The organism is Vibrio sp. 10N.247.311.12, from assembly GCF_041467515.1.
GTDB classification, from domain to species: domain Bacteria; phylum Pseudomonadota; class Gammaproteobacteria; order Enterobacterales; family Vibrionaceae; genus Vibrio; species Vibrio crassostreae_C.
In genome coordinates this window covers 33,299-45,740 of sequence record NZ_JBFSUV010000044.1, presented here as the reverse complement: position 1 = coordinate 45,740, position 12,442 = coordinate 33,299, and the positions used below count along the sequence as shown (strand labels likewise).

General features: G+C 42.6%; 13 protein-coding genes. 3 read left to right on the top strand and 10 right to left on the bottom strand.

Annotated features, from left to right (window positions below; genetic code table 11):
- Positions 1–255: 255 nt before the first annotated feature.
- The 7 genes from AB6E30_RS17950 to dusA form a co-directional block, all read right to left on the bottom strand.
- Positions 256–1,032, bottom strand: coding sequence for a phosphoadenylyl-sulfate reductase (locus tag AB6E30_RS17950; RefSeq protein WP_017059954.1), 777 nt, complete (start codon positions 1,030–1,032; stop codon positions 256–258).
- A complete protein-coding gene (cysI, locus tag AB6E30_RS17945; protein ID WP_372104704.1) occupies positions 1,025–2,752 on the bottom strand; it encodes an assimilatory sulfite reductase (NADPH) hemoprotein subunit in 1,728 nt (575 codons plus the stop codon). The genes AB6E30_RS17950 and cysI overlap by 8 nt, the downstream gene beginning before the upstream one ends.
- Entirely contained in the window at positions 2,752–4,617 is a 1,866-nt protein-coding gene (locus AB6E30_RS17940; protein ID WP_065584778.1) for an assimilatory sulfite reductase (NADPH) flavoprotein subunit, read from the bottom strand. The genes cysI and AB6E30_RS17940 overlap by 1 nt, the downstream gene beginning before the upstream one ends.
- Positions 4,618–4,740: 123 nt before the next feature.
- A complete protein-coding gene (locus AB6E30_RS17935) occupies positions 4,741–4,971 on the bottom strand; it encodes a hypothetical protein (RefSeq protein ID WP_004735813.1) in 231 nt (76 codons plus the stop codon).
- A 202-nt stretch (positions 4,972–5,173) separates the two neighbouring features.
- Complete coding sequence (locus AB6E30_RS17930) at positions 5,174–5,842, bottom strand: TIGR04219 family outer membrane beta-barrel protein (protein WP_372104702.1); 669 nt, start codon at positions 5,840–5,842, stop codon at positions 5,174–5,176.
- Between the two features lie 135 nt (positions 5,843–5,977).
- Positions 5,978–6,199: an envelope stress response protein PspG gene (pspG, locus tag AB6E30_RS17925; protein ID WP_017059950.1), complete on the bottom strand. Its 222-nt coding sequence runs from the start codon at positions 6,197–6,199 to the stop codon at positions 5,978–5,980.
- Between the two features lie 206 nt (positions 6,200–6,405).
- Entirely contained in the window at positions 6,406–7,410 is a 1,005-nt protein-coding gene (gene dusA / locus AB6E30_RS17920; protein ID WP_019822275.1) for a tRNA dihydrouridine(20/20a) synthase DusA, read from the bottom strand.
- A gap of 104 nt (positions 7,411–7,514) precedes the next feature.
- Between dusA and AB6E30_RS17915 the strand changes: the two genes are divergently transcribed.
- From AB6E30_RS17915 to AB6E30_RS17905, 3 genes are all read left to right on the top strand, one after another.
- The gene (locus AB6E30_RS17915) at positions 7,515–8,588 is read left to right on the top strand and encodes a site-specific integrase (protein WP_137002288.1); all 1,074 of its coding nucleotides are present in this window, start codon (positions 7,515–7,517) and stop codon (positions 8,586–8,588) included.
- A gap of 205 nt (positions 8,589–8,793) precedes the next feature.
- Positions 8,794–9,084 (top strand): DUF1778 domain-containing protein, encoded by a 291-nt coding sequence (locus AB6E30_RS17910; protein ID WP_086050176.1) that lies wholly within the window; start codon positions 8,794–8,796, stop codon positions 9,082–9,084.
- Positions 9,060–9,608: a GNAT family N-acetyltransferase gene (locus tag AB6E30_RS17905; RefSeq protein WP_170963322.1), complete on the top strand. Its 549-nt coding sequence runs from the start codon at positions 9,060–9,062 to the stop codon at positions 9,606–9,608. The genes AB6E30_RS17910 and AB6E30_RS17905 overlap by 25 nt, the downstream gene beginning before the upstream one ends.
- Before the next feature lie 77 nt (positions 9,609–9,685).
- Here AB6E30_RS17905 and AB6E30_RS17900 read toward each other — a convergent pair whose 3' ends face one another.
- From AB6E30_RS17900 to AB6E30_RS17890, 3 genes are all read right to left on the bottom strand, one after another.
- Positions 9,686–9,844 (bottom strand): hypothetical protein, encoded by a 159-nt coding sequence (locus AB6E30_RS17900; protein ID WP_372104699.1) that lies wholly within the window; start codon positions 9,842–9,844, stop codon positions 9,686–9,688.
- Positions 9,844–9,975 carry a hypothetical protein gene (locus AB6E30_RS17895; protein ID WP_372104696.1) on the bottom strand — a complete coding sequence of 44 codons (132 nt, stop codon included), beginning with the start codon at positions 9,973–9,975 and terminating at the stop codon, positions 9,844–9,846. Before AB6E30_RS17895 ends, AB6E30_RS17900 begins: the two co-directional genes overlap by 1 nt.
- Positions 9,976–10,060: 85 nt before the next feature.
- Positions 10,061–12,424: a hypothetical protein gene (locus tag AB6E30_RS17890; protein WP_372104693.1), complete on the bottom strand. Its 2,364-nt coding sequence runs from the start codon at positions 12,422–12,424 to the stop codon at positions 10,061–10,063.
- Positions 12,425–12,442: the final 18 nt, after the last annotated feature.

Here is a 12,442-nt window from a genome sequence, read left to right as displayed (position 1 = left end):
TCTCGCTGAAGCCTTGTGGCGTCTGCCGTGTCAGTGAGGCGGCATTATAGAGATGTTCATCACATTGGCAAGTGTTTATTAAAGAAAGATGCAAAAATAACGATTACATGGCGAATAAACACTCAAAGTCTTATTTGTGCAAGTTTAACTACAGAGTACTTACAAAATAACCACAGACTTATCCACAATTGCTCTGATTTTCATCCTAGAAAACAAAAAAGCTGCCTCATGGCAGCTTTTTAAATGGCAACGAGTCTAAATCCCAGAACCATATTGCTCTCCATCATCTTCATGGAGACCACATTCGCGTTTCAACCCATTAAAACGAGTTTCCTCTTCAGTCATACCCGGTTCCCACTTCTTAGTTGTATGTGTATCTCCAACAGAAAGGTAACCCTGCTCTCGAAGCGGGTGATAACCGAGACCATGCTCTTCTAGGTAATAGTGAACATCTTTATTCGTCCAATCGATTACCGGCAAAAATTTAAACACACCATTTTGGATAGATAAGATTGGCAAATTTGCACGCGATTGAGATTGCTCTCTTCTTAAACCGGAAAACCATGTCCCAGCCTCGAGCTCATCCAACGCTCTTCTCATCGGTTCAACTTTATTAAGCTTGTTGTACTTCTCTATCCCTTCTATACCTTGATCCCAAAGTTTTCCATATTGCGCTTCTTGCCAATTAGGGCTCTGTTGGGCGCGAAAGACTTGAAGGTTTAGAGTCAACTTCTGACTTAACTCATCAATAAAGCGATAGGTCTCCGGAAATAGATACCCTGTGTCAGTCAAAATAACCGGAATATCTGGTTTTGCTTGGGTCACTAGGTGCAACATCAATGCTGCTTGGATTCCGAAACTAGAAGACACAACATGTGTCCCTTCTAAATTATCTAAAGCCCACTTAACTCTTTCTAATGCGGTTAGCTGCTCTAACTCTGCGTTGATTTGTCCAAGACGAAGTATTTGCTCCGTCTTAGTCAATGCGAGTAGCTCTGCTAACTTCAGTTTTGAAGCGACAGAATTATGCATGCAGATCCCTCTTTGAAATTATCACCTCTTCGATGATGCCAGCTCGGATTGTAAAATCACCGAACCCTTCATTGTCGTTACGTTCCGTAGCCCAACGTCCCACCAGCGAATCAATCTCTTCTAAGATCTGAGCTGAAGTGATGTTCTCTTTATACATCTTAGGGATACGAGTTCCGGCTTTGTTGCCACCTAAGTGCATGTTGTAACGCCCCGGAGCCTTGCCGACTAAACCAAGCTCAGCCAACATTGCACGACCACAACCGTTTGGACAACCTGTGATTCGAAGGATGATGTTATCTTCTTCTGGTAATCCATGTTTTTTCAGAATGTCTTCAACATCCGTTACAAACTCAGGAAGAAAGCGCTCAGCTTCTGCCATTGCTAAAGGACATGTTGGGAAAGCCACACACGCCATTGAGTTTTTACGTTGCTCTGAAACAGCATCATCCATCAAGCCATATTGACGCGCCAGTTTTTCAATCTTGGCCTTTTGACTCGTCGACACACCCGCAACAATTAGGTTTTGGTTTGCAGTCATGCGGAAGTCACCTTTGTGGATCTTCGCTATTTCAGCAACACCTGTTTTCAGAGCTTTACCCGGAAAATCAAGTAAACGACCATTCTCGATGAATAACGCCAAGTGGTGCTTACCATCAATGCCTTCCGCCCAACCAATGCGATCACCACGGCCAGTAAACTCATAAGGACGGCTTTCAGAAAATTCTACGCCTGCACGCTTTTCTACTTCTGCTTTGAATACATCAATACCAACACGGTCTAGTGTGTATTTGGTTTTTGCATTCTTACGGTTTGAACGGTTACCCCAGTCACGCTGAGTCGTTACCACCGCCGCTGCTACATCTAACGTTTTATCTAATGGCACAAAACCAAAGTCGTCAGCTTTACGTGCATAAGTAGAGGTATCACCATGTGTCATAGCAAGACCGCCACCGACTAACACATTAAAGCCCACCAGCTTTCCGTCTTTAGCAATCGCGATGAAGTTAAGATCATTCGCATGCACGTCCACGTCATTTTGTGGAGGAATGACAACTGTCGTCTTGAACTTACGCGGTAAGTAGTTACTACCTAGAATAGGTTCTTCATCTGTTGTTTCTAGCTTTTCACCATCTAACCAAATCTCTGCGTAAGCACGAGTCTTAGGTAATAGATGTTCACTGATTTTTTTTGCCCACTCATAAGCTTCTTGGTGGAGCTCAGATTCAACCGGGTTTGTCGTACACAAAACATTTCGGTTTACGTCACCCGCTGTCGCAATCGAATCAATACCGATATTGTTTAGGGTTTGGTGCATTAACTTAATGTTCGGCTTCAACACACCATGAAACTGGAAAGTTTGACGGGTTGTAAGACGGATAGAACCGTAAGAGGTACTTTCATCTGCAAACTTATCAATCGCCAACCACTGTTTAGGAGTAATAATGCCACCTGGCATACGAGCACGTAGCATTACATTATGCAAAGGTTCTAGTTTTTGCTTTGCACGCTCGTTACGAATATCACGATCATCTTGCTGATACATACCGTGGAAGCGGATCAACTGAAAGTTATCAGCAGTAAAGCCACCCGTAATTCTATCTTGAAGATCTTGTTCAATCGTACCGCGAAGATTTTTACTTTCACGCTTAAGACGTTCATTGTCAGCCAAAGGTCCAAGTACTTGACCTAGCACTTCTTGCTCTATTACTTGCTTGCTCATTAGTACACATCCCTTTGGTAACGTTTCGCTTTACGTAAATCATTAATATATTGTTCAGCTTGCTCGCGGCTCTGGTTGCCATGCTTTTCCGCTATCGAAACTAACGCTTCATGAACATCTTTAGCCATTCGAGTCGCATCGCCACAGACATAGAGGTACGCGCCCTCTTGCAGCCATTGCCACACCTGCTCTGCTTGTTCGATTAAACGGTCCTGAACATAAACCTTTTCTTTTTGGTCACGGCTAAAGGCAACATCGAGCTTAGTTAGCGCGCCAGACTTGAGGTACTTTTGCCATTCAACTTGGTATAAGAAATCTTGAGTAAAGGTACGGTCACCAAAGAACAACCAGCTTTTTCCTTCAGCATCATTGTTTTCACGCTCTTGAACAAAACTGCGGAACGGTGCGATACCGGTACCCGGGCCGACCATGATGATTGGTGTATTGTCGTCTTGTGGTAATTTGAAGTTATTGTTGTTCTCAACAAACACCTTCACTTCACCACCCTCTTCAAGACGTTGAGCTAAGAAGCTAGAAGCTCCGCCTAAACGAGACTCTTCGCCTTTTTGGTATTCAACCAAACCAACCGTCAAGTGAACTTCTTCATCTACTTCTGCTTGGCTTGATGCAATAGAATAGAGACGCGGTGTCAGCTTACGTAACAGGCCAATTAACTCATCAGCCGATAGCTTAGTTTTCTTCTCAGCTAAAACATCGACAACTTGAGTATTACCCGCGTATTCACGAAGCTTGTCTTTATCTTCCACCAGCTTGATTAACTTCTTGCTGCCCGATAACTCAGCAAACTTAGTCACAAGTTGAGGGTTTGAAGTGGTAATCTCAAATTTACTCACTAGCGCACTATGGATAGATAGATTCTCACCATCGACATCGACACTTTCGATACCCGATAACCCAACCTTAGAAAGAATCTGATTTGCGAGTTCTGAACTGTTTTCATACCATACGCCTAGCGCATCGCCGGGTTGGTAGGTAATGCCCGACTCATCAAGATCAATCTCGATATGACGAACATCTTTACCCGAGTCACGACCCGTGATCTTTTGACTGGTTAATAGTGTCGCTGTATATGGATTTTGTTTGGTGTATTGCGAATGACCGGCAGCTGCTTGGCCTACTGGTAACTGAACGATATCAGCCTCGGCACCTGTCGATAGCGTCTCTTTTACTTGCTCTAATGCTTTAGCGCGCCATTCCGTTGCTGATTCTTCGTAATCAACATCACAATCAAGGCGATCGACAAACGATTTCGCACCAAGCTTAGCGAGGAAGTTATCGAAGTCTTTAGCCGTTTGGCAGAAGAACTCATAGCTTGAGTCACCTAAACCAATCACACCGTATTGTAGGTTTGATAATTTTGGCGCTTTCTTCGATTGAAGGAATTCATGCAACTCAATCGCGTTATCAGGGGCTTCGCCCTCACCATTGGTTGAAGCGACGAAAATGACGTGTGTCTCTTTGGCTAAGTTCTTACCTTTATAATCACTCGCATCGAAAAGCTCGACGGCGATACCTAAGGCTTTTGCTTCTGCCTCGAGCGATTCAGCGACGCCTTTAGCATTACCGGTTTGAGAAGCGAAGATAATGCTGAGCTTACCCGCTGGCTTAGCCGCTACTGCAGCGGCCGCTTGAGCGATTGGCGCAGCAGCACCGACAGGCTGAGCTTGGCTCACTCCCCAAAGGTAACCACTGACCCATGCCAGTTGCTGTGAAGACAGTTCAGAAACAGTTTGCTGAAGATGACCCAATTGTTGGTCATTAAGTGGTGCTGCTAGCCCAGGTAACTCATTAGCCCCAGACTGTGCATTATTATTTTGTGAAGACTCTTTCTTATTTAAAGACATGGTCACGACATCCCTAATCATTGCGTGACGATAGATTAACCACTCCTTTTAATAACAAGAAAGAATAGAAAAGTATGTTTTATAACTTTTTGGAAGTAAAAACCGATTGAAACGTAAATTGTCTTACTGGTTTTCAATGCGTACTTGCTGAAAGCCAACCGCCATTGCCGACTTAGATGCCAAGTCTAAATCCGCGTAATGACATTCTTCACCATGAACATCAGTAAGCAGAACGAAGCCACCACCCATATGACGAAACTCCACAACCCAAGACCCTTCTTGAATTGAGGGCTCTATGATGGCTTCAACTAACAGGTTTTCTCTATATAAATTTCTCAATTCATTGAGTGTCATATTCCATCCCTTGCTTTGACCTCACTACATAGACCTTATAAGAATAGACGCAAATTGGCTCTCTGTATTAAGGATGGTCGAAAGTGATGAATGTGCTAACTAATTCCAGAAAGATATATACTCAAGTAACCAATAGATATAAAAAAACGCCACTTAATAAAGTGGCGTTCTTAAAATTCGTTCTAAATTTGCTTTATATGGCCTAGAAGCGCACTTCAGCACCAGCAAACCAACCATCGACCATGACAAAGCTCTTGCCTAGTTCTGAGCTAAAGAACTCATCCGAATCTAAATCGATAACACGGTAACCACCACGCAGGGCAATTTCAGATTCTAATACTGGAATTCGGTACTGAACACCCGCCATCAAGTCAGTGCTCTTAATACCACTGCTATCACCAAACTCCATCGTACCAATGATATCGAAGTTGGTGTCAGGAACGTTGATCTCTGCGTTGCCGTAGAAGCTCCAAGTGAATTCATCAAAGCTTGTTTGAGCGCCACCCGTTTTCGGTTCGATGTAATTCGAGTTTGAATACTGAGTAAACGTCACACCCGCATCGAAGTTCATCAGCTTGTGATCTAACAACGTGTAATAGAAGGTGTAATCGTACTTATCGAAAGCCAATGAATCTGCATCAACAGAAGTATAGCGAAAGCTAGCGTTTGGTAGCATCGGGGCATTATGCTCAAATGCGAAATACAACGAAGGTGAGTTAGAGTCATCATCTTGTCTAACTTCGTTTAGCTTTGTACTTCCCCACCACATATCGGCACCGACTTTAGCCGTGTAAGAAAACTCTTCTTCAGCAGACACTGCTGAACTTAAAGATAGCATTCCCACTAAAGCAATTAATGGCATTTTATTCATTTGAGATAGCTCCAATTCCATATCGTTGTGCTAATTGTATGCACATTCATAGATTATTGGGGAAAATTCTATCACACATCTTAAATTCTCAAACGATAAACCGCTGACGTTCAAAGATTTGACGACACCATGATCTTAGTAACGTCTTTGGTTAGAACTGTGTACAAAGTTTTTGAAAAACCACACACCGATTGCAATCACGATCAACCAAGGCAGTAACTTAAACACGACCCCCATCATACCTAAGACCAACATGACTAATAACGCTACTCCGGTTGCAGCCAATACCGTCATAAACGTGATACCAGTGACAAGTAGAGTTGCGACGAAAATAAGAACAAAGATTAATTCAAACATAATGGTCTCCCTAATGAGTTAATGACCTATCTTTCCTACTTTCTAACATTGCAGCTTCCATACCAAGTGTGCCAAACCAATAAAACCCTTATTTATCAGATAAATAAAAAGCCACACATCTTCATGCGTGGCTTTTCAGAAACTTACAGTGGTAAATTTAGCCTCTAATGGCGAATTTAACCTTAAGTTTTTAACTTAGAGGGAGCTTAAACATTTAGCTCTTTAGGGATCTTAGCCAATGCTGTTTGCATCACTTCAATACCTGCACCTTTCTTATGTGCGTTTTCACTGATGTAGCGACGCCATTGTCTTGCACCAGGCATGCTTTGAAACAAACCAAGCATGTGACGAGAGATGTGACCTAAACTTGCGCCATTTGAAAGTTCACGCTCGATGTACGGGTACATCTCTTCGACAACCTGTGAGCGCTTCTTAATTGGTGTGTCTAAACCAAAGATCTGTTGATCAACTTCAGCCAAAATAAATGGGCTATGGTAAGCCTCACGACCAATCATCACACCATCAAGGTGTTGCAAGTGCTCCTTAGTTTGCTCAAGAGTCGTAATGCCACCATTCACGGCAATCACCAGATCAGAGAAATCTTTCTTGATTTGGTATGCACGATCGTAATCTAGCGGTGGGATCTCACGGTTCTCTTTCGGGCTAAGGCCACTCAACCACGCTTTACGCGCGTGAATAGTAAATTGCTCACAGCCACCTTTTTCAGAAACCGTCGAAACAAACTTAGTTAGAAACTCATAAGAGTCTTGGTCATCGATACCGATACGCGTTTTCACGGTAATTGGAATATCAGTGACTTCTTTCATCGCCGACACACAATCTGCCACCAACTCGGGCTCAGCCATCAAGCATGCACCAAATCGACCATTCTGAACTCGGTCTGAAGGGCAACCTACGTTAAGATTCACTTCATCATAACCGCGTTCACCAGCAAGCTTGGCACAAGCAGCAAGATCAACCGGGTTTGAACCACCGAGTTGAAGTGCAAGAGGATGTTCTTGCTCGTTATATTCTAGGAAGTCGCCCTTACCATGTAAGATCGCGCCCGTTGTTACCATTTCCGTGTACAGAAGAGTCTGCTGAGAAAGCAAACGGTGAAAGTAACGACAGTGGCGGTCAGTCCAATCGAGCATGGGTGCAACAGAAAGTCGGTTACTAGCGTATTTACTGGTTTTATTAGTGTTTGTCATGATTCAGTCTCAATTAATACTGTACAAACATACAGTGAATTACCTAGAATTAAACGGAATTACTTCCTGTAGTACCCCTCAAGTACCCCTTTAGGAGTTGGACAATGGCAAGTTATACCATCGAGACCAGAAAGCTAAAAAGCGGTGAACCAAGGTTCAAGGTAACAATCATCGTTAAAAAGAATTCGCGCATTATACACAGGGAAAGCAAAACTCTAAAAAAGAAAGCACTCGCTAAAGCTTTCGGTAAAAAAAGGGTAGCTGAACTAGAGGCTCAAGGGGTACTCAATCAGCCAAAAACAGTCCCCCTTTCGGTACTCCTCGATTTGTTCATGGCCGAGCGTGACCTTTGGGACAATACAGGCCGCACCAAACGCTATGTGATTAAGATGCTTAGAGATTGCGATATCGCCCAAGTTGAAAGTAATCAGCTACGAACTAGCGACTTAATCGAGCACTGTAAAAACAGAAGAGGCGCAGGAGCCAAACCCGCAACGATTTATCATGATATTGCTTACCTACGTTCTGTAATGAAAAAGTCTAAGCCTGTCTTCAACATCGACACCAATCACCAGATTTTTGATGAAGCCGTCCCTGTTCTTATTGATATGGGGTTAGTCGGTAAAAGTCAGAAACGAACACGCCGCCCGACTTCTGAAGAACTCAAACGCTTAAAGCTTGGATTAGAACAACGTGAATCTTTCCGGCCAAATGGCACAACTCGAATCCCATTCACCGATATTCTTGAGTTCAGCATTCTTACTTGTATGCGAATTGGTGAAGTCTGCAAGCTTCGCTGGGAAGATCTCAACCAAGAACATAAAACGATACTCGTTAGAGATAGAAAAGACCCAAGGAAGAAAGAAGGTAATCATATGATTGTACCGTTGCTTGGTGAGTCATTTGAGATCGCACTGAAACAACCAGACAAAGGCGAACTTATTTTCCCGTACAACTCACGAAGTGTTAGTGCAGGCTTTCAGCGAGTAAGAAATGAATTGGGTATTGAAGACTTGAGATACCACGATTTAAGAAGAGAGGGAGCTAGTAGGTTGTTTGAAAAAGGCTACTCTATTGAAGAAGTAGCGCAGGTTACAGGACATAGGAATTTAAATATCTTATGGCAGGTTTACACTCAGCTGTTTCCGCATAAATTACATACAAAACATCTAAAGTAAGGTTGATTTCACTTTGTTATCTTACGGTAAAATAACGTACAAATTAGTTGACTTTTTATCCTATGCAGACGAGAATCCATTTTGTACGGAGAGTGACCGTACAAAATTTTATTCATAAAATAGTTAACCAAATAGATAATATTCCATTTAGGTATATACATATAGTTGGAGTTTCCGCTGCGCGTTAAGGCGCAAGGAGTAAAAGATGAGTGCATTAAAAAAAGAGAGAGTTGAATTTCGCCTATCTGAAAGTGAAAAAAGCGCTTTAGAAGAAGCAGCGCTACTTTCAAATACTACAGTTAGTAAATTTGTATCAGAAACAACAGTAGCTAGAGCTCAAGAAGTTATTAGCGAGAGAAAAAGGTTACAAATACAAGCAAAGCAATGGGATTCTGTCATGGAAGCGTTAGAAAATCCTGCAGACCCTACAGAGCTGATGCAAGAAATTATCGGAATGTCATTGGAGGAAACTTGGACGGTAAAGATCAAAAATTAGAAGTCGAACGCTTTGATCCTGAAGCAACGTATGATTTTACGCAATTTGATTGTGGTGTGTGTTCGTTAAATGAATATTTAACGAAGAACTTAGCTAAAGAACACGAACGAAGGGTTTCAATCCCGCACCTATGTGTCACACAAGGTGAAGAAGGACAACCGAAAAGAGTTGTCGGTTATTTCACTTTAGCTAGCAGTTCGTTTGAAAAGAAACACATATCAAACAAAGAAAGACGTAAATTCCCCTATAGTTCAGTTCCTTGCATACTGCTAAGTAAAATAGCAGTATGTAAGTCTGTTCAAGGGCAGGGTCTAGGCAAGTGGCTTCTTGGTCGAGCAATCCGTCAAGCATTCCTTTCCTCAAGAGATGTAGGTGTATACGCATTATTTCTTCATGCCAGAGAAGGGCGAGAAGAGTTCTATATAAAAGCGGGGATGATCCGCTCAAAAGAACAACCTAATATGTTTATCTACTCTTTGAAGCAATATGAGAACAGTTTGAAGAAAAAACTGCTAAATTCATAAGCTTAATTAACTTCTCAGATAAGCGACCTATAATAAGGTCGCTTTTTCATGCTTGTAATCATGTTGAAGTTCAAACTTTATTTTGTTCTTTCAAGCCGAATTAATCTCTCATCCATCTTTTCCATCATCAGGCGCAGCCACTTCACATCTGTTTTGAGTGTGATACCTACACCTACACCTACACCGCTAGATAAGGCACTGACCACAGCGATTATTAGTGTTTGATACTCAGCCATTACTTAAACTCATTGCGTAGGTTTTCCCATAGGCCAAATACTATTGGAGCACTTACGCCAATAATGCCACCGAATTGAACACCGTCTGCCGATACACTCGCGGTGATAAGTTCAGGGTGACCAGCTACCAAAGCAGCTCCCGCGCCAAGTAACGCTAAACCTTTTTTAGTGGAAGGAGCAGATCATTTTCTTCTGTTCACTTTCTATGACGCGGACTTAAATAACCAACTTTTCAAGTTCGATTCGGTGAGAGGCTTTTCCTTTACTGTGCTTTACCCATAAACGCTTTGGTTGGTATCCATTGGCACGGACCTCAACATCATAATTACCCTCTGGCAATCGCATACCGGCTTGGTACCTAGGCTTAATATTCATTATTCGAACCTTAAAACCCGGTTGGTTCTGTGCATTTGAATTGATGTACATAGGAAACTCCGTTTGGGCTTCATTATTGTTTTTAGCTGAACTCACCGGTTCGCTCTCAGCACGCTGAGTTAAATAACGAGCAAAAACACCATCCAACTCCGCTACCGAATGCTCCAAAGAGGTAGAAAACCCATCAGTAATACGCATACTTTTGTCTATTTGAGCGCCAAGTGGATGAATCAACGGTTGAGTATGTATCACCCAACGAACGGCATAAGAAGCCGACGGAGATAGTGTGTCACTGACTTGCTCTAAGAAAAAGCCAATCGTTGAGTCCGTTTGAGTGTACTTGGATGAAAATACATTCACAGGCACAACAAGAATAACGAATATGACGATAAACGAGCTGCCTATATTCAGAGCCTTGCTCTTCAAGTTCGGTGCTGGCCGTGGTTTATGGTAATTCATCAACACGATAAATTTTCCTGGCAGCTTAAACACCGTTAGGACAACGAGAAATAGCGATAGTCCCATTGATATTGGCGGCACAATGATAGAACGCAATGCCGCTTTGCCTTGTTCAGCATAAGGGCCATCATCAGCAAACTGAGCGCGTGACGCCTCAATATAACCTAGCCAATAATCTCTCTCACGCCTCACATTTGGAACAATAACCTGTTGGTAAAATTGCTTATTATTCCACGTCGCCATCATGGGCTCGACGTAATAACGTTCGCCCATACGATTCTTTATTTGTTGCTGAACTTCGGCTACTTTTTGAAAATCATTCCAAGATAAGTTCGGTTCAATGTCGTAACCCCGCTGCTTTGCCTCGGCATGCCAACGAGCTTTGGTGTCCTTCATAACTTTGTTTCTGACTGCATTTTTAAACACGCTAATTTGGTTTATTTGCCAATTGGAGTCTAAATGGATCCCCTTTCGATGAACTTGAGTACGAACCTTACTTGCTGTTGTAGAGTGGGAGCGAAACTCCGACATAGAGTCGATTCCCATAGGATAACCGGTCTCTTTTAAGAACTGTTTTTGCCACACTGCCAGTATTCGTGGTGTGTAATGAGCGACACTATTGGTATACGTTTTATCTTGAATGGCTTCTCCAGCTTGCCCTGTCGCCTGCTCAATACCGGCTTGGATAACTGATAAGCCTAGAGAACCGAATGCTTCCCCCCAAGATGTTTCACCTTTCGTTCGTCGAAAGGTTTTCTCTAACCAATAATCCATCGGTTGGTGGGGAATCGAGTTATCTTTTAATAAGCGTTCATAGCGATCTTCAATGCGGCTGATACAATTGGCTCTTGAGCTTCCTTTGCGTTTATAACAGCGTTCTTTATCATCAAATAGGTCAAAAATAGGTTGTGCAACTCTTTGTGCTCTCGCCTCTGCTCTCGTTAAATAGGCCTTACTCACCTGTTGATAATCACGATACCCCGTCGCGACGGTCGACTCGACCTCTTCCCACGCTTGATTGGCCTTTTGATGGCGAGACTCTACCGTCTGATTATACGCCCCAACATGTTTTTGATATTGATGCCACGATTGCTGAACTTCACTCCGTAATACTTTATAGTTCGCATAGTGCTCATCGAAATTGGCGTTTGCTCGATTTTGAATATAACGATCCAAAATTTGAACTTTCTTATCATCAATATGACTTAAGAATGCATCATTGCTGTAAACCAACCCACCGATCAAAGCGAGAAAAGTCATTTCTGACGACTCGGTACTCGCCTCTGAGTTATAAGGGATCCCTTCGATATTAATCGCATTCATCGCTAAACTAGATCGCAGTACAGAGGAAAAGAAAGCCTCCTGTCTCTGCTTTGCACTACTCGGTTCAATCAACCATTTATCTATTACCGCCTTTTGACCAAAAAAAACCGTTGGCCAAACCAAAGCTGTAATCACGACCAACGATGAAATAGCGCGAAACTTCGTCGTGGTCAGCCATCCTTTAAGTAGAAAATCCGCAACAATTAAAGTCACCCCGATCCCTGAGATGGTTCGGCCAAATAGCTCCGTTTTATGTAATTGAGCATCACTAACATCGATTCCACCCGCAATTTCAACCAACTTGGCGTTGAAAGCGACTTCAGGAAAAAGATAAAGAAGTGAACAAAAAAACAACAAAACAGCCAACCATTTCGGCTTCTTATTATTTGTGGTTATTACGTCCTGGCTAGGAACTGGTTTCATCTTAACGCTTCCATAATT